This window comes from Kitasatospora sp. NPDC056076 (assembly GCF_042266305.1).
Taxonomy (GTDB): domain Bacteria; phylum Actinomycetota; class Actinomycetes; order Streptomycetales; family Streptomycetaceae; genus Kitasatospora.
Map to the genome: position 1 here is coordinate 58,758 of NZ_JBHJWG010000037.1, position 16,906 is coordinate 75,663.

At 73.7% G+C, this 16,906-nt stretch carries 10 protein-coding genes; 4 read left to right on the plus strand and 6 right to left on the minus strand.

What is annotated here, in order from left to right:
- Positions 1-11 precede the first annotated feature (11 nt).
- Complete coding sequence (locus tag ACFC1T_RS27195; RefSeq protein ID WP_375892631.1) at positions 12-3,038, minus strand: bifunctional [glutamine synthetase] adenylyltransferase/[glutamine synthetase]-adenylyl-L-tyrosine phosphorylase; 3,027 nt, start codon at positions 3,036-3,038, stop codon at positions 12-14.
- Positions 3,039-3,230: 192 nt separating this feature from the next.
- A complete protein-coding gene (glnA, locus tag ACFC1T_RS27200) occupies positions 3,231-4,592 on the minus strand; it encodes a type I glutamate--ammonia ligase (RefSeq protein ID WP_375892633.1) in 1,362 nt (453 codons plus the stop codon).
- A gap of 175 nt (positions 4,593-4,767) precedes the next feature.
- Between glnA and ACFC1T_RS27205 the strand changes: the two genes are divergently transcribed.
- Complete coding sequence (locus ACFC1T_RS27205; protein WP_375892634.1) at positions 4,768-6,522, plus strand: NAD+ synthase; 1,755 nt, start codon at positions 4,768-4,770, stop codon at positions 6,520-6,522.
- Between the two features lie 29 nt (positions 6,523-6,551).
- Here the strand turns inward: ACFC1T_RS27205 and ACFC1T_RS27210 are convergent, their stop codons facing one another.
- The 3 genes from ACFC1T_RS27210 to ACFC1T_RS27220 form a co-directional block, all read right to left on the minus strand.
- Entirely contained in the window at positions 6,552-7,595 is a 1,044-nt protein-coding gene (locus tag ACFC1T_RS27210; protein ID WP_375892635.1) for an endonuclease/exonuclease/phosphatase family protein, read from the minus strand.
- A gap of 196 nt (positions 7,596-7,791) precedes the next feature.
- Entirely contained in the window at positions 7,792-8,421 is a 630-nt protein-coding gene (locus ACFC1T_RS27215) for a TetR/AcrR family transcriptional regulator (protein WP_375892637.1), read from the minus strand.
- A gap of 146 nt (positions 8,422-8,567) precedes the next feature.
- Positions 8,568-10,208 (minus strand): MFS transporter, encoded by a 1,641-nt coding sequence (locus tag ACFC1T_RS27220; RefSeq protein WP_375892639.1) that lies wholly within the window; start codon positions 10,206-10,208, stop codon positions 8,568-8,570.
- A gap of 277 nt (positions 10,209-10,485) precedes the next feature.
- Between ACFC1T_RS27220 and panB the strand changes: the two genes are divergently transcribed.
- From panB to ACFC1T_RS27235, 3 genes are all read left to right on the plus strand, one after another.
- Positions 10,486-11,355: a 3-methyl-2-oxobutanoate hydroxymethyltransferase gene (gene panB / locus ACFC1T_RS27225; RefSeq protein ID WP_375892640.1), complete on the plus strand. Its 870-nt coding sequence runs from the start codon at positions 10,486-10,488 to the stop codon at positions 11,353-11,355.
- A 137-nt stretch (positions 11,356-11,492) separates the two neighbouring features.
- On the plus strand, positions 11,493-12,518 hold the full coding sequence (locus tag ACFC1T_RS27230) for an ATP-binding cassette domain-containing protein (protein ID WP_375892642.1): 1,026 nt from the start codon (positions 11,493-11,495) through the stop codon (positions 12,516-12,518).
- Positions 12,515-13,345, plus strand: a complete 831-nt coding sequence (locus ACFC1T_RS27235; RefSeq protein ID WP_375892643.1) for an ABC transporter permease — start codon at positions 12,515-12,517, stop codon at positions 13,343-13,345. The genes ACFC1T_RS27230 and ACFC1T_RS27235 overlap by 4 nt, the downstream gene beginning before the upstream one ends.
- A 113-nt stretch (positions 13,346-13,458) precedes the next feature.
- Here ACFC1T_RS27235 and ACFC1T_RS27240 read toward each other — a convergent pair whose 3' ends face one another.
- Positions 13,459-16,857, minus strand: a complete 3,399-nt coding sequence (locus ACFC1T_RS27240) for a BTAD domain-containing putative transcriptional regulator (protein WP_375892645.1) — start codon at positions 16,855-16,857, stop codon at positions 13,459-13,461.
- Between the last annotated feature and the right edge of the window lie 49 nt (positions 16,858-16,906).

Here is a 16,906-nt window from a genome sequence, read left to right on the forward strand (position 1 = left end):
TCCGGTCGGACTCAGGCCGACCCGTAGAACAGCCGGTCCACCACCGCCCGGGCCCGCCGGGTGGTGCGCCGGTAGTCGTCCACCAGCTCCCCGCTGTGCCCCGCGCCGTACCCGAGGTAGCGGGCCACCCCGGCCAGCTCCCGGGCCTCCCCGGGGAAGCTGTCCCCCGGCCGCCCGCGCACCAGCATCACCGCGGAGCGCACCCGGGAGGCCAGCACCCACGCCGCCTCCAGCACCTCCGCGTCGGCCGGCTCCACCAGCCCGGCCCCGACCGCCGCCGCCAGGGCGGCCCTGGTCCGGGTGGTCCGCAGGCCCGGCACCTCGTGCCCGTGCCGGAGCTGGAGCAGCTGCACCGTCCACTCCACGTCCGCCAGCCCGCCCCGGCCGATCTTGGTGTGGGTGGTCGGGTCGGCACCGCGCGGCAGCCGCTCGGCCTCGATCCGCGCCTTGATCCGGCGGATCTCCACCAGGTCCCGCTCCGGCACCCCGGTCCCCGGGTAGCGCAGCGGGTCGATCAGCTGCCGGAACCGCGCGCCCAGCTCCTCGTCCCCGGCCACCGGCTCGGCCCGCAGCAGCGCCTGGCTCTCCCAGGCGTGCGACCAGCGCCGGTAGTACGCCGCGTACGAGGCCAGGGTGCGCACCAGCGGGCCGCTGCGCCCCTCCGGCCGCAGGTCGGCGTCGACCAGCAGCGGCGGCTCGGTGGACGGCGCGGCCAGCAGGGTGCGCAGCTCGTTGCAGACCGCCTGGGCCGCCCGGGCCGCGTCCTGCTCCAGCGAGCCGAGCAGCGGCTCGTGGACGAAGAGCACGTCCGCGTCCGAGCCGTAGCCCAGCTCGTGCCCGCCGAAGCGGCCCATCGCGATCACCGCGATCCGGGTCGGCAGGTCCCCGTGCTCGGCCTCCCAGCCGGCCACGCAGGCGCGCAGCGCGCCCTGGAGGGTGGCGGCGTTGAGCGCGGTCAGCGCCTCCCCCGCGACGTCCAGCGCCTCGGCCGGGTCGTCGCCGAGCCGGCCCAGCACGTCCGCGGCGGCCGTCCGGAACAGCTCCCGGCGGCGCACCGAGCGGGCGGCGGCCACCGCGGCGGCGGCGGACCCGGCCCGGCCGACGGCGGCCAGTATCTCCGACTGGAGCGCCGCCCGGCCGCGCGGCACCGGGCCCTGCGGGTCGCCCAGCATGGCCACCGCCTCGGGGGCGCGCAGCAGCAGGTCGGGGGCGAGCCGGCCGGCCGACAGCACCCGGGCGAGCTGCTCGGCGGCGGCGCTCTCGTCCCGCAGCAGCCGCAGGTACCAGGGGGTGCGGCCGAGCGCGTCGGAGACCTGGCGGAAGTTGAGCAGTCCGGCGTCCGGGTCGGCCGACTCGGCGAACCAGCCGAGCAGCACCGGCAGCAGGGTGCGCTGGATCGCGGCCTTGCGGCTGACCCCGGAGGCGAGCGCGCTGATGTGCCGCAGCGCGGCGGCCGGGTCGGTGTAGCCGAGCGCCTCCAGCCGGGCCCGGGCCGCCTCCGGGGTCAACCCGGCCGCGCCGGGCGGCAGTTCGGCGACGGCGTCGAGCAGCGGCCGGTAGAACAGCTTCTCGTGCAGCCGCCGCACCTCCACCGCGTGCCGCTTCCACTCGCGCTGCAGCGCGGCCACCGGGTCGGAGCGGGTGTCGTCGTTGATCAGCGCGGCGAGCGAGCGGGCGAGCCGGCGCTGGTCCGCCTCGGCGGTGGGCATCAGGTGGGTGCGGCGCAGCCGGTGCAGCTGGATGCGGTGCTCCAGCGAGCGCAGGAAGCGGTACGCGGTGTCCAGCGAGGCGGCGTCCGCCCGGCCGACGTACCCGCCGCGGGAGAGCGCGGCCAGCGCCTCCAGGGTGTTGCCGCTGCGCAGCGCCGGGTCGGTGCGGCCGTGCACCAGCTGGAGCAGCTGGACGGAGAACTCGACGTCGCGCAGCCCGCCCGGGCCGAGCTTGAGCTGGCGGTCGACCTCGGGGGCCGGGATGGAGTCGATCACCCGGCGGCGCATCTGCTGGACGTCGGTGACGAAGTTCTCCCGGGCGGCGGCCTGCCAGACCATCGGGGCGAGCGCCTCGACGTACGCGGCGCCGAGTTCGGCGTCCCCGGCGACCGGGCGGGCCTTGAGCAGGGCCTGGAACTCCCAGGTCTTGGCCCACCGCTGGTAGTAGGCGAGGTGGCTGGCCATGGTGCGCACCAGCGGGCCGTTGCGGCCCTCCGGGCGCAGGTTGGCGTCCACCGGCCAGATGGTGCCCTCGCCGGTGGTGTCCGAGCAGAGCCGGGTGAGCGCGGCGGCCAGCCGGGTGGCGGCCTTGACGGCCGTGTGCTCGTCCACGCCCTCGCGCGGCTCGGCGACGAAGATGACGTCCACGTCGGAGACGTAGTTGAGTTCGCGGCCGCCGCACTTGCCCATCCCGATCACCGCGAGCCGGCAGGCCGCGGCGGCCTCCGGGTCCTGCTCGGCGGCGAGGTCCAGGGCGGTCTGGAGGGTGGCGCCGGCCAGGTCGGCGAGTTCGGCGGCGGTCTGGGCGAGGTCGGTGGTGCCGGTGAGGTCGCGGGCGGCGATGGCCAGCAGGCAGCGCCGGTAGGCGATCCGCAGGGCGTTCTCGGGGCTGCGGCCGGCGCCCCGGACGCCCTCGGCGAGGGCGCGGCGGAAGTCCGCCGGGCCGGGGTGCATGTCGCGCAGTTCGAAGGTGACCAGCGCGTGCCAGTCGTGCGGGTGCCGGGCCAGGTGGTCGGCGAGCGCGGTGGAGACGCCGAGCACGCCGAGCAGCCGGTCGCGCAGCGGCTTGGAGGTGGTGAGGGTGTCCCGCAGGGTGTGCCGCTCGGCCTCGTCGGCGGCCTCCACCAGCCGGGCCAGGCCCAGCAGCGCGAGGTCGGGGTCGGCGGTGGCGCCGAGCGCGTCCAGCAGCACCGGGTCGTCGGCCAGGCCCTCCAGCCCGGGGCCGTCCAGCAGCCGCACCGCCTTCGCGGGATCGGTGAACCCGCGCCGGACCAGCCTGATCTCGGGCCGGCTGACCCGGCTCCCGGCCCGCTGTTCCTCCACCGCCATCGGCCCCTCCATCCCGTCCGCCAAGGGGGCCCGCCCCCGCAGGCAGGTTACGCTCACCGGCGGCCCCGCGCCGGGCGTGACCACCGGGCGGACCGCCCCCGTGACGACGGCCCCGCCGCGGCCCGGGCGGGCGACGGCGGGGCCGGAGGAGGGTCGGAGCCGCAGCTCACCGCAGGTGCTCGGAGCACCTGCTCAGAGCACCTGGAGGTTCTTCCGCAGCTCGAACGGCGTCACCTCGGAGCGGTACTCCTCCCACTCCTGGCGCTTGTTGCGCAGGAAGAAGTCGAAGACGTGCTCGCCCAGGGTCTCGGCGACCAGCTCGCTGCGCTGCATCAGGTCGATGGCCTCGCCGAGGTTCTGCGGCATCGGCTGGATGCCGAGGGCGCGGCGCTCGGAGTCGGTCAGCGCCCACACGTCGTCGTCGGCGCCGGGCGGGAGCTCGTAACCCTCCTCGATGCCCTTGAGGCCGGCCGCGAGGGTCACGGCGTAGGCGAGGTACGGGTTGCAGCCGGTGTCCAGGGAGCGGACCTCGATCCGGGTGGAGCCCTGCTTGCCCGGCTTGTACATCGGCACCCGGATCAGCGCCGAGCGGTTGTTGTGGCCCCAGCAGATGTACGAGGGGGCCTCGCCGCCGGCGCCGGCGGTGCGCTGGGAGCCGCCCCAGATCCGCTTGTAGGAGTTCACCCACTGGTTGGTGACGGCGGCCGTCTCGGCGGCGTGCCGCAGCAGGCCGGCGATGAACGAGCGGCCGACCTTGGAGAGCTGGTACTCGGCGCCGGACTCGTGGAAGGCGTTGCGGTCGCCCTCGAAGAGCGAGAGGTGGGTGTGCATGCCGCTGCCGGGGTGCTCGGAGAACGGCTTGGGCATGAAGCTCGCGTGCACGCCCTGCTCCAGCGCGACCTCCTTCATGACCAGGCGGAAGGTCATGATGTTGTCGGCGGTGGACAGCGCGTCGGCGTAGCGCAGGTCGATCTCCTGCTGGCCGGGGGCGCCCTCGTGGTGCGAGAACTCGACCGAGATGCCCATCGACTCCAGCATGGTGATGGCCTGTCGGCGGAAGTCGTGGCCCACCCCGCGCGGGGTGTGGTCGAAGTAGCCGGACTGGTCGGCCGGGATCGGCGCGGTGCCGTCACCGGGCAGGTTCTTCAACAGGAAGAACTCGATCTCGGGGTGGGTGTAGAAGGTGAAGCCCTGGTCGGAGGCCTTCTCCAGGGTGCGCTTGAGCACGAACCTGGGGTCGGCGTAGGAGGGCGAGCCGTCCGGCATCAGGATGTCGCAGAACATCCGCGCGGTGCCCGGGGTCTCCGAGCGCCACGGCAGGATCTGGAAGGTGGTCGGATCCGGCTTGGCGATCATGTCGGATTCGTACACCCGGGCGAATCCCTCGATCGCCGAGCCGTCGAAACCGATGCCCTCCTCGAAGGCCTGCTCCAACTCGGCCGGCGCCACCGCCACCGACTTGAGGAACCCGAGAACATCGGTGAACCACAGCCGGACGAACCGGATGTCACGCTCTTCGAGCGTCCGAAGCACGAACTGCTGCTGCTTGCCCATGGGGACAGTCTCACCTCTGCTCTTTACGCTCGTGTTACGCCCGGGAGGCACCCGGAAGACCTCGTCGAGCGGTTGCCCCCATCATGGCCGATCCCCGCGCGACACGGCAGGGCCGACCCCCCGGGGAGTCGTCCCCACGGGACATTGCGTCAGTTAGACGATTAGACTTCGGACCATGCCCAATCTCCGTCTCGCCCTGAGCCAGATCGACCCCTGGGTCGGTGACCTCGCCCGCAACAGCGAAGAGGTGGTGCGCTGGACCAAGCAGGCCGTGGAGGCCGGTGCCCAGCTGGTCGCGTTCCCCGAGATGGCCCTGACCGGCTACCCGGTCGAGGACCTCGCACTGCGCGGCTCCTTCGTCGAGGCCTCGCGCGGCGCCCTGGTGGAGCTGGCCGGCCGGCTGGCCGACGACGGGCTGGGCGAGGTGCCGGTGGTGGTCGGCTACCTCGGGCGCTCCGACCACCCCTCGCCGCGCTTCAACCGCCCCGCCGGGTCGCCGCAGAACTGCGCCGCGGTGCTGCACCGGGGCGAGGTGCTCACCCGCTTCGCCAAGCACCACCTGCCCAACTACGGCGTGTTCGACGAGTACCGCTGGTTCGTCCCCGGCGACCAGCTGCCGGTGCTGCGGCTGCACGGGGTGGACGTCGCCCTGGCGATCTGCGAGGACATCTGGCAGGACGGCGGCCGGGTCACCGCCGCCCGCGAGGCCGGGGCCGGCCTGCTGCTGGTGATCAACGGCTCGCCGTACGAGCGGAACAAGGACGACCAGCGGCTGGAGCTGGTGCAGCGCCGCGCCGCCGAGGCGGGCTGCACCCTGGCGTACGTCAACATGGTCGGCGGCCAGGACGAGCTGGTCTTCGACGGCGACTCGATCGTGGTCGGCGCGGACGGCGAAGTCCTGGCCCGCGCACCGCAGTTCGAGGAGCACCTGGTGCTGCTGGACCTCGACCTGCCGGCCGCCGGCAGCGACCACACCGACGGCCTGCTGCTCAGCGACGGGCTGCACCTGGTCCGCACCGAACTGAGCGACGAGCCGGCCCCGGTGCCCGCCGGCCGGCCCGCCGCCGACATCGCGCCCCGGCTGTCCGACGAGGCCGAGATCTGGGCCGCGCTGGTCTCCGGCACCCGGGCGTACGTGGTCAAGAACGGCTTCCGCTCGGTGCTGATCGGCCTCTCCGGCGGCATCGACTCGGCCCTGGTGGCCGCGATCGCGGTGGACGCGCTCGGCGCCGACCACGTGCACTGCGTCTCGATGCCCAGCCGCTACTCCTCCCAGCACTCCCGGGACGACGCGGCCGAACTGGCCCGCCGCACCGGGCTGCACTTCCGGACCGTCTCCATCGCCCCGATGTTCGACGCCTACCTGGGCGCCACCGAGCTGACCGGCCTGGCCGAGGAGAACCTCCAGTCCCGGCTGCGCGGCACCCTGCTGATGGCGATCTCCAACCAGGAGGGGCACATCGTGCTCGCGCCCGGCAACAAGAGCGAGCTGGCGGTCGGCTACTCCACCCTGTACGGCGACTCGGTGGGCGCCTACGGCCCGATCAAGGACGTCTACAAGTCACTGGTCTTCCGCCTCGCCCGCTGGCGCAACGAGGAGGCCGAGCGGCGCGGCGAGGTGCCGCCGATCCCGGAGAACACCATCAGCAAGCCGCCGTCCGCCGAACTGCGGCCGGACCAGGTGGACGCCGACTCGCTGCCCGACTACGACCTGCTGGACAGCGTGCTGGAGCGCTACATCGAGGGCGACGAGGGCCGGGACGCGATCGTCGCGGCGGGCTTCGACCCGGCCGTGGTGGACCGGGTGGTCCGGCTGGTCGACACCGCCGAGTACAAGCGGCGCCAGTACCCGCCGGGCCCGAAGACCTCGGTGAAGAACTTCGGCCGCGACCGCCGGCTGCCGATCACCAACCGTTGGCGGCGCGGCTGACCGGGCGGCTAGGGCGTGTCTGACACGCCCTAGTTGTAGGTGAAGGCGGCGGCCACCGCGAGGTGGTCGCTGCCGTCCCGGGGCAGGGTGCGGGAGTCCACCGGCCGAAGCCCGCCCTTGCTCATGATCTGGTCGATCCGCGCCATCGGGAACGCCGCGGGCCAGCTGAACCCGAAGCCGTCCCCGGCCGCGCCCTGGGCCGAGCGCATCTGCGAGGTGACCGGCGCCAGGCTGCGGTCGTTCATGGTGCCGTTGAGGTCGCCGAGCAGCAGGACCTTCTTCACCGGCTCGGCCTGCACGGCGTCGCCGAGCGCCTGGGCGCTGATGTCCCGCTGGTGGACGGTGAACCCGCCCTCGGCCTTGAGCCGGACGGACGGCAGGTGGGCGACGTACACCGCGAGCGGGCCCTGCGGGGTGGTGACCTGGGCCCGGAACGCCCTGGTCCAGCCCATCCTCAGGTCCACCGGGGTGACCCCGTCGATCGGGTACTTCGACCAGAGCCCGACCGTCCCCTCCACGGAGTGGTACGGGTACGCCGCGGCGAGCCCGGTCTCGTACTCCCGCAGCTGGCTGCCGGCCAGCTCCTGGAGGGCGACGATCTGGGCGTTCGAGGCGACCAGGCCGCGGATGGTGCCCGGCACGTCGGTGTTGCCCGCGGCGACGTTGTGGCTGACCACCGTCCAGTCGCCCTTGCCGCCGCTCTTGTCGGACAGCAGCCCGCCGAACAGGTTGACCCACAGCACGGCGGGCACCAGCAGGGCGATCAGGGCGGTGGCGGAGCGGCGCAGCAGCGCGGGCACCAGCAGCACCGGGACCGCCAGCCCCACCCAGGGCAGGAAGGTCTCCAGCAGGCTGCCGAGGTTGCCGACGCTGTTCGGCACCCGGGCGTGGAAGCCCAGCAGCACGGCGGTGAGCAGGGCCAGCAGGGCGATCAGCAGTCCGCGCCGCCAGGTGCCGCTGCCGCGGGCGTCCCGGCCCCAGTGCCGCAGGCCGAGGAAGCCGCCGCTGCGGCCGGCGTCCGCGCCCGCACCGCCACGGGACGTGGTCCGTTCGGTGCTGTCCGCCTGCGCCATGCCGTGGCTCCCGTCGCTCGTGCCGTCGCCGGTCCGTCGTCCGGTCCGTGGGGGTACGGGCGCGGTGCCGGACTGGTGCCGGTTTGATCGGTGACCCGGCTCAGCCTATGCCGGGACAGACGCGCGGCCCCGGGAGCGGGTTCCGGCGTGGCCCGCTTTGGTGAGCCAGGCCACGTCGGACACGAAGGAGTGAACCTCAGCGCCGCGCGATGCCGTCGAGCACGGAGTCGACCAGCTGGCGGGACAGGTCCGGGTCCTCCAGGTCGGTGTCGTCCGAGAGGACGCTGCGGTAGAGGATCGGCCCCATCAGCAGGTCGCCGAGCAGCTCCACGTCGAGGTCGTCGCGGATCAGGCCCTCGGCGACGGCCCGCCGGATCGCGAGGATCCCGACCTCGCGGCGCGGCTTGATCACCCGCTCCCGGTAGGCGTTGTGCAGCTCCGGCAGGGCCTGCATCTGGCCGAGCGTCGCCTTGAGCACCCAGCGGGTGCGCTTGGCCAGGCCCCGCCGGCGGATGTAGTCGACCATCGCGATCAGGTCCTCGCGGGCGCCGGCGCCGGTGGGGGCCGGGATCGGCTCCTCCAGCCGGCTGACCAGGTCGACCAGCAGGGCCTCCTTGTTGGGCCAGCGCCGGTAGATGGTCGCCTTGCCGACGCCGGCGGCGGTGGCGATGCCCTCGATGGTGAGTTCGGACAGCGCCTTGCCGTCGGCCATCAGGTCCTCGACGGCGGTGAAGATGGCCTGCTCGGCGGCCTCGCTGCGGGGCCGGCCGCGGCGTACCGCCGCGCAGGCCTGCCCGGTGTCGGCGCTCGGCGTGTCCGTCCTCATCCCCGCTGCCTCTCGCTCGCTGGTCCCGGGCGCGCGGGCGCCGCGGTGGGTCCGTCGGTCCGGGCCGGGCGACCCCGTCCAGGACCTGGGCCCTGCCGGTCGGGGGCACCGACCGGCAGGGCCATTGTCGCTCAGCCGTCCGCAGGTCAGGCGGCCGCGGCCGCCCGGGGCTGGTCCTGCTGCCCGGGAACCTGCCCGCCCGGACCGCCGGGGACACCCGCGGGGGCGGCGGTGCGGCGCGGGAGGAGGAACCAGGCGACCAGCGCGCCGACCAGCGAGATGCCGACCGAGAGCGAGGCCACCACGTGCATGGCGTGGATGAAGGCGTCGTTCGCCGGGCCGATCAGCCCGTCGGCCAGGCCGCCGGGGACGTGCTCGACGAAGGCCCGGGTGGACTCCAGCGACTCGGCGGCCCGGTCCAGGTTGGCCCCGGCCTTCTCCTGCACGGCCTGGGGCAGCTGGTGCAGCGGGCCGTCCATCCCGTCGCGGTACACGGCGGAGAGCACCGCGCCGAGCACGGCGACCCCGAGCGAGCCGCCGACCTGGCGGAAGGTGTTGTTGACGGCCGAGCCGGCACCGGCCTTCTCGCGGGGCAGCGAGCCCATGATCGCGACGGTGACCGGCGGCATGACGTGGGCCATCCCGGCACCCATCACCAGGCCGAGCACGACCAGCACCCAGATCGGGGTCGTCGCGGTCAGCACGGTGTAGCCGAGGAAGCCGAGCGCGACCAGCACCATGCCGCCCGCGGCCGTGGCGGCGACCCCGAGGCGGTCGACCACCAGCCGGGCCCGGGGGGCGAACAGCAGCTGGGCGGCGGCCAGCGGGAGCATCAGCACACCGGCCTGGAGGGCGCTGTAGCCGCGCACGCTCTGGGTGTAGAAGACGCCGAAGAAGGAGACGCCCATCAGCGCGAAGAAGATCACCGCGACGACCACCACCGAGGCGCTGAACACCTTGTTGCGGAACCAGGTGACGTCCAGCGCGGGGAACTGCGTGCGGCGCTCGAACCAGACGAAGGCGGCCAGCGCGAGCACGCCCAGCAGGGTCGGGCCCCAGGCCGCGAACGCGGTGAAGTCGGCCAGCTCGCCGCCCTTGATGATGCCGTAGATCAGCGCGACCAGGCCGATGACCGACAGCAGCACGCCGACCGGGTCCATCCGGCCCGGGTTCGGGTCCTTGGACTCGGGGACCAGGACGGCCATCGCGATCAGCGCGACGATCACGATCGGCACGTTGACCAGGAAGACCGAGCCCCACCAGAAGTGCTCGATCAGCACGCCGCCGGTGATCGGGCCGATGGCGATGGCCAGGCCGACCGCGCCGGCCCAGATGCCGATCGCCTTGGGCTGCTCCTCGCGCTCGAAGACGTTCATGATGATCGCCAGCGTGGCGGGCATCGCGAGCGCGCCGCCGACGCCCATCAGGGCGCGGTAGCCGATCAGCTCGCCGGGCGAGGCGGCCATCGAGGACAGCAGCGAGGCGATCCCGAAGACCACCATGCCGCCGAGCAGGGCGCGCTTGCGGCCGAAGCGGTCGCCGAGCAGGCCCGAGGTGAAGAGCAGCCCGGCGAACACCAGGGTGTACGAGTTGATCGCCCATTCCAGGTCGCTCTGGGTGGCGCCCAGTCCGACCGGGGCGGGGGTCGCGATGGTCTTCATCGCGACGTTGAGGATCGAGTTGTCGAGCACGACGACGAGCAGGGCGAGCACCAGGGTGCCCAGGATCGCCCAGCGCCGGCGGTGGATGGCTTCCGGCACGCGGGGTGGCGCGGCTGCGGTGGTCATTGGTCTTCCCGTCCGTGTTGGCGTGGCACTGGCGGGCATTTGCGAGCCGCTTGCGTCTCGTAACCCCCTGGACCAGAGTAGCGGCCAATACGATACGAGACGAGTCCGTTTCGTAAAATGGAAGCAAAGCCCGAGGGACGCGAGGGGCCGGTGTGGCGTGGATCGCACCCCGCCGACCGCACCCCTCTTTGCGCTCACGCCGGGGCGTGCAAGCATGGAGGTGATCCGGGGACGCCGTACGGCGCCACGAGACGACAACCCTTCAGGAGTCCGTTCGATGAACGCTTCTTCGCCTTCGCCTGCCCAGAACCAGGCGTCGACCGCCGGCCTCTACGGCGGGGTCACCAACCGCCGCGTCACCGTCCGCGACCTCGCCACCGCCAAGCAGCGCGGCGAGAAGTGGGCGATGCTCACCGCCTACGACGCCCTCACCGCGGGCGTGTTCGACGAGGCCGGGATCCCCGTCCTGCTCGTCGGCGACTCGGCCGGCAACTGCCACCTCGGCTACGAGACCACCGTGCCGGTGACCATGGATCAGATGGTGATGCTCTCCGCCGCCGTTGTCCGCGGCACCCAGCGCGCCATGATCGTCGCCGACCTGCCGTTCGGCTCCTACCAGGAGTCACCCGCCCAGGCCATGCACAACGCGGCCCGGCTGATGAAGGAGGCCGGGGTCGGCGCGGTCAAGCTGGAAGGCGGCGAGCGCAGCGCCCGCTCCATCGAGCTGCTGGTCGAGGCCGGCGTCCCGGTGATGGCCCACATCGGCCTCACCCCGCAGTCGGTGCACGCCCTCGGCGGCTACCCCGTCCAGGGCCGCGGCGACGAGGCCGCCCACCAGCTGCTCCGCGACGCCAAGGCCGTCCAGCAGTCCGGCGCCTTCTCCGTGGTGCTGGAGGCCGTCCCGGCCGAGCTGGCCGCCCAGGTCACCGAGCAGCTGGCGATCCCCACCGTCGGCATCGGCGGCGGCCCGGAGACCGACGCCCAGGTGCTGGTCTGGACCGACATGGCCGGCATGACCGCGGGCCGGGTGCCCAAGTTCGTCAAGAAGTACGCGAACCTGCGCGGCGTCCTCGGCGACGCCGCCCGCGAGTTCGCCGAGGAGGTCCGCACCGGGGCCTTCCCGGCCGCGGAGCACAGCTTCCACTGACGGACGGCTCCCCCGCCCCTGCTCCGAGCCGCTCGGAGCAGGGGCGCTGTCATGCCGCCGAGGGCCGTGACAGCGGGCTGACAGCCGGGGCGGGCGGGCGACAGGGGGCTGACAGCCGGGGCGGACAACCTGGGGGCATGACAGGAATCGCGACCGCCCCGAACACGCGGGGAACAGCCGGGAACGCCGTCGAGGTCCACGGCATCGTCAAGCACTTCGGCACCACCAAGGCCCTCGACGGCGTCGACCTCACCGTCCGCGAAGGCACCGTCCTCGCCCTGCTCGGCCCCAACGGCGCCGGCAAGACCACCCTGGTGCGGGTCCTCTCCACGCTGATCAAGCCGGACGCCGGCAGCGCGTTCGTCGGCGGCTACGACGTCCTGCGCCAGCCCAAGCAACTGCGCCGCACCATCGGCCTGACCGGCCAGTACGCCTCCGTGGACGAGCTGCTCTCCGGCTACGAGAACCTCTACCTGATCGGCCGGCTGCTCGACCTCCCCAGCCGGGAGGCCAAGGCCCGGGCCGCCGAGCTCCTGGAGCGCTTCTCGCTCACCGACGCCGCCAAGCGGATCGCCAAGACCTACTCCGGCGGCATGCGCCGGCGCCTCGACCTGGCCGCCAGCATGATGGGCCGCCCCCGGGTGCTCTACCTGGACGAGCCCACCACCGGCCTGGACCCGCGCACCCGCAACGAGGTCTGGGACGAGGTGCAGCGGATGGTCGCCGAGGGCAGCACCGTGCTGCTGACCACCCAGTACATGGAGGAGGCCGAGCAGCTCGCCGACGAGCTGACCGTCATCGACCGGGGCAAGGTGATCGCCGCCGGCGGCGTCGCCGAGCTCAAGGCCAAGGTCGGCGGCCAGATCCTCCAGGTCCGCCCCGCCCACCCGGCCGAACTGCCGGAGATGGCCCGCTGCCTGCACGAGAACGGCGTCGCCTCCGCCACCTTCTCCCCCGACGACGGCCTGCTCGCGGTGCCGCTCACCGGCGAGGAGCAGCTCACCGCCGTGATCGGGGTGCTCGGCGGCCGCGGCTTCGCGATCGCCGGCATCGACACCAAGGTGCCCAGCCTGGACGAGGTCTTCCTCGCCATCACCGGCAAGCCCGCCGCCGACGCGACCGCCGCGGCCGCCGACGCCCTCGTCAAGGAGCCCGTCGCATGACCACCGCCACCCTCACCCCCGCCGCGCTCCGGGACCCGGCGGCCGACGAGACCCGGATCGGCCCGGCCGCCACCCTGCGCCACATCGGCGCGCTGACCCGCCGCAACCTGATGCGGATCAAGGCCGACCCGGAGTCGATGTTCGACGCCGTGCTGATGCCGATCGTCTTCACCGTGCTGTTCGTCTACGTCTTCGGCGGCGCCATGATGGGCGGCGACCAGGACAAGTACAAGCAGTTCATGATCCCCGGGCTGCTCGGACAGACCGGCATGACGCTGGCGCTGGCCGTCGGCACCGGCCTGAACACCGACTTCCAGAGCGGGGTGATGGACCGCTTCCGGACCCTGCCGATCGGCCGGGCCTCCGTGCTGCTCTCCAAGATCGTGGCGGAGACGCTGCGGGCCCTGCTCTCCTCGCTGATCCTGCTGACCTTCGCCTTCATCCTCGGCTTCGAGCTCAAGACCGGCGTTCCGGAGCTGCTGGCCGCGGTCGGCCTGTCGCTGGTGTTCGGCATGTCGATCGTCTGGATCTCGATGCTGCTGGGCATGTCGATGAAGAGCGCCCAGGCCGTCCAGGGCGTCTCCATGCTGGTCCTGATGCCGATGCAGTTCGGCAGCTCGATCTTCGCCCCGACCAGCACCATGCCGGGCTGGCTCCAGGCCTTCACCAAGGTCAACCCGCTGTCCGCACTGGCCGACGCCTCCCGTGCGCTGCTCAACGGGGAGGGGGCGGTGGCCCACCCGGTGATGATCGTGCTGATCTGGTCCGCCGCCTCGACCGCGATCTTCGCCCCGCTCGCGGTGGCCCGCTTCCGCAAGCGGACCTGAGCGGGCCGGGGACGAGGGCCGGGCGGCGACCGTGGACAGGACGCCGCCCGGGACGAACGGGCGGTCGGCCGGTGACCAGGGGACGGGCACCGGGCGACCGCCCTCCGGGCGTCTCAGGCGAGCAGCTCGGACAGCATCGCCTGGGTCTGCTCCGGAGCCATCGCCTCGCCCACGGCGTACGCCGCCTCGTACGCGGCGTCGCCCAGCAGCCCCCGCAGGGCGGCGGACGACCGCTCCCGCTCCACCTTGTCCAGGTAGCCGCCCTTGGGACCGTTCAGGCCCTTGTGCGCGCCGAGCAGCACCACCGCCCGCCGGGCCCGCTCCAGGTCGCCGTCCCGCTCCGCGAAGGAGCGCAGCACGCCGATCACGGCCGGCACCACCATGACCGTCATCTGCTCGGCGAAACCGGCCGCCATGGTCACCGAGAGGAGCATCCGACGACCCTCGCACAGCAGGGCGAGCCCCGCGTCCGGATCCCCGGCCCGAGCCGTGATCCAGCCCCGGGTGCTGACCAGCAGCCCGCCCACGACACCCGGCATGAAGCCGCCCATGCCGATCCCCTCCAGCGCGTCCAGCCCGTCCAGGGCCTGCTGGAAGTCGCCGCGCTGGGCGTGGAGGCCGCTGAGCGTCAGGTGGCCGATCAGCAGGGCACCGGTGGTGGACTCGTTGAGGCCCGTGCCGTCGATGGCGGCCAACGCCTCCCGGACGATCCGCTCCCCGCGCTCCGTGTCCTGTTCCAGCAGGGCGCTGCCCAGGCTCACCCGCAGCATCGGCACCTCGTGCGGCGCGCCCAGCTCCTCGGCCAGCCGGATCGCCCGCTCGTACGCGTCGGCGGCGCCCCGGGAGTCACCCCGGATGGCCAGCGACTCACCGCGCACCGCCAGCGCCTGGGACACCCCCCAGAGGTCACCGGCCTCCTCGAACAGCTCCAGGGCGCGCAGACCGTCCCGGACGCCCTGCTCCTCGCCGTCCGGCCAGTCGTTCAGCATCCTGGCCCGGACCTGGAGGGCGAACGCCAGGTCGTACGGGTCGCCGTACAGCTCGCAGCCCCGGACCGCGTCGTCCAGCAGGCTCTTCATCAGCTCCAGGCGGCCGGCCAGGAAGGCCGCGAACACCCGCATCAGCGCCGGGAACCGGTAGGCCTGCGGCAGCTCGGTGGTGTAGGTGTCCAGCAGCCGCTCCGCCGTCCGGACCGCACCGGCGTCGCCCAGGATGTCCAGGTTCCCCTCGAACATCCCGAGCAGCAGGAACATCGCGACCAGCCGGCGGGCCTCCTCGACCACCCCGTCGGGCATCGGCAGGTCGTACGAGAGCACGTTGTGCTCCAACGGCACCGGCGCCGGGGCGTCCGGGCCGAACGGGTCCGGGCCGAGCGCGGCGATCGCGGTGTACCAGCCGCGGGCCTCCAGGCTGTAGCCGCGCAGCGACCAGTACCAGCCCAGGCCGACGGCGATGACCAGCGCCTGCTGCTCGTCCGCGAGGTCGATCGCCCGGCGCAGCGCCGCCCGGATGTTGTCCTGCTCCCGGTCCAGCACCGTCAGCCAGTGCAGCTGCCGCGGGCCGTGGATGTTCTGGTCGGCGGTGGCGACCAGCGCGCGGAAGTGCGCCAGGTGGCGGGCGCCGGTGGCGTCGCGCTCGGCGGCGGACTCGGCGAGCCGCTCGGTGGCGTACTCGTGGATGGTCTCCAGCATCCGGTAGCGCGGCTGGACGCCGTCGTCGGCCAGATCGGCCACCAGCAGGGACTTGTCGACCAGGGAGAGCAGCAGGTCGGCGACCTCCACGGCGACCACCTCGGTGCCGTCGGCGCAGATCGGCTCGGCGTCCTCCAGCTGCCAGCCGCCCGCGAACACCGAGAGCCGGCGCAGCACCGCCCGCTCCCGCTTGCCCAGCAGCTCCCAGCTCCAGTCGACCACCGCGCGCAGCGTCTGCTGGCGCGGCAGCAGGGTGCGGCTGCCGGCCGTGAGCAGGGCGAAGCGGCCGTCCAGGCGGTCGGCGATCTGCCGGGCCGTCATCACCCGCAGCCGGGCGGCGGCCAGTTCGATGGCCAGCGGCAGGCCGTCCAGCCGACGGCAGATCTCGGCGCAGGCCTCCGGGTCGCTCTGCGGGTCGAAGCCCGGACGGGCGGCCGCCGCCCGCTCGGTGAGCAGCCGCAGCGCCACCGGGTCGGGCAGCGGCTCGACCGGCACGACGGTCTCCCCGGGGACGCCGAGCGGCTCACGGCTGGTGGCGACCACGGTCAGCCCGGGGCACTCGGCGAGCAGCGTGTCCACCAGGTCGGCGGCGGCCTGGATCAGGTGCTCACAGTTGTCCAGGACCAGCAGCATCCGGCGCTGGCCGCAGTACTCGACCAGCCGGCGCACCGGGTCCTGGGCGCGCTTCTCCATCACCTCGGCGACCATGCTGCTGGCGTGCAGCACGATCTCGCGCATCCCGAGCGCGGAGACCACGGCGGCCGGAACGGCCTCCGGGCTCTCCAGCGGGGCGAGTTCGGCCAGCCAGACACCGTCCGGCCAGTGCCCGGCGGACTGTTCGGCGCGACCGGCCTCGACCGACAGCCGGGTCTTGCCGGAGCCGCCCGGACCGGTCAGGGTGACCAGCCGGCTCGTCGCCACCAGGCCGCGCAGGGCGGTGAGATCGCCCTCCCGGCCGACGAAGCTGGTCAGCCGGCCGCGCAGGTTCCCGGTGGCGCGCGGGAGTTGGGGCGCCGGGGCCAGGAGCTGCGGCTCGTGCGGTCGGACCGGGGCGGCGACCGGGGGCGCTGCCGGGGGCGGGGGCGCTGCCGGGGCCGGATCCGGCTCGGAGGATCCGAGCAACTCGGCATAGCAGTACCGGAGTTGACGGCCGGGGTCGACGCCGAGCTCGTCCGCCAGGGAGCGCCGGGTGCGCTCGTAGTGGCGCAGTGCCTCGGCGGTACGGCCGCTCCCGTGCAGCGCCCGCAGCATCAGCAGCTGCAAGGGCTCGTCCAGCGGCTGCCGTTCGCACAGCTCGGCCAGTTCGGCGACCAGCTCGGCGGCCCGGCCCAGGCCGAGGTCCGCGGTTATCCGGTGCCGGCGGGCCTCGTCCCGCTGGGCCTCCAGCCGGGCGGCCGCGGCGGCGCGGTCGGGCAGGTCGGCCAGCGCGGGACCGCGCCACAGCGCCAGGGCGGCGCGCAGCCGCTCGGCGGCCAGCGCGCTGTCACCGGCGTCGAGGGCGTGCCGGCCCTCGGTGCTCAGCCGCTGGAAGTCGGCGAGGTCGGTGGCCGGCTCGGCCAGCCAGTACCCGGCCGGCCCGGAGCCGACCCGCTCCCGGCCGATGGTGCGGCGCAGCCGGCCGACCAGGGTCTGCAGGGCCGCGGAGGAGTCCTGCGGTGGCTCGGCGTCCCACACCTCGTCCACCAGCAGGTCGGCCGGGACCGGCCGGCCCTGCCGCAGGGCCAGCGCGGTGAGCAGCGCCCGCAGCCTGGCCCCGCCGAGGGGGACCGGCGTGCCGTCGTCGTGGTGGGCCGTGGTGGTACCGAGGATGCCGTAGTGCACCGGACCATTCTGGTCGATGGACGGCGGCGTGGCCGCACAATTGTGCCGT

Excerpts from the sequence above, each read along its gene's own strand:
- ACFC1T_RS27235 (WP_375892643.1), top strand. The coding sequence starts at position 12,515 with ATGACCACCGCCACCCTCACCCCCGCCGCGCTCCGGGACCCGGCGGCC.
- ACFC1T_RS27230 (WP_375892642.1), top strand. The coding sequence starts at position 11,493 with ATGACAGGAATCGCGACCGCCCCGAACACGCGGGGAACAGCCGGGAAC.
- glnA (WP_375892633.1), bottom strand. The coding sequence starts at position 4,592 with ATGGGCAAGCAGCAGCAGTTCGTGCTTCGGACGCTCGAAGAGCGTGAC.
- ACFC1T_RS27205 (WP_375892634.1), top strand. The coding sequence starts at position 4,768 with ATGCCCAATCTCCGTCTCGCCCTGAGCCAGATCGACCCCTGGGTCGGT.
- ACFC1T_RS27220 (WP_375892639.1), bottom strand. The coding sequence starts at position 10,208 with ATGACCACCGCAGCCGCGCCACCCCGCGTGCCGGAAGCCATCCACCGC.
- ACFC1T_RS27195 (WP_375892631.1), bottom strand. The coding sequence starts at position 3,038 with ATGGCGGTGGAGGAACAGCGGGCCGGGAGCCGGGTCAGCCGGCCCGAG.
- panB (WP_375892640.1), top strand. The coding sequence starts at position 10,486 with ATGAACGCTTCTTCGCCTTCGCCTGCCCAGAACCAGGCGTCGACCGCC.
- ACFC1T_RS27215 (WP_375892637.1), bottom strand. The coding sequence starts at position 8,421 with ATGAGGACGGACACGCCGAGCGCCGACACCGGGCAGGCCTGCGCGGCG.
- ACFC1T_RS27210 (WP_375892635.1), bottom strand. The coding sequence starts at position 7,595 with ATGGCGCAGGCGGACAGCACCGAACGGACCACGTCCCGTGGCGGTGCG.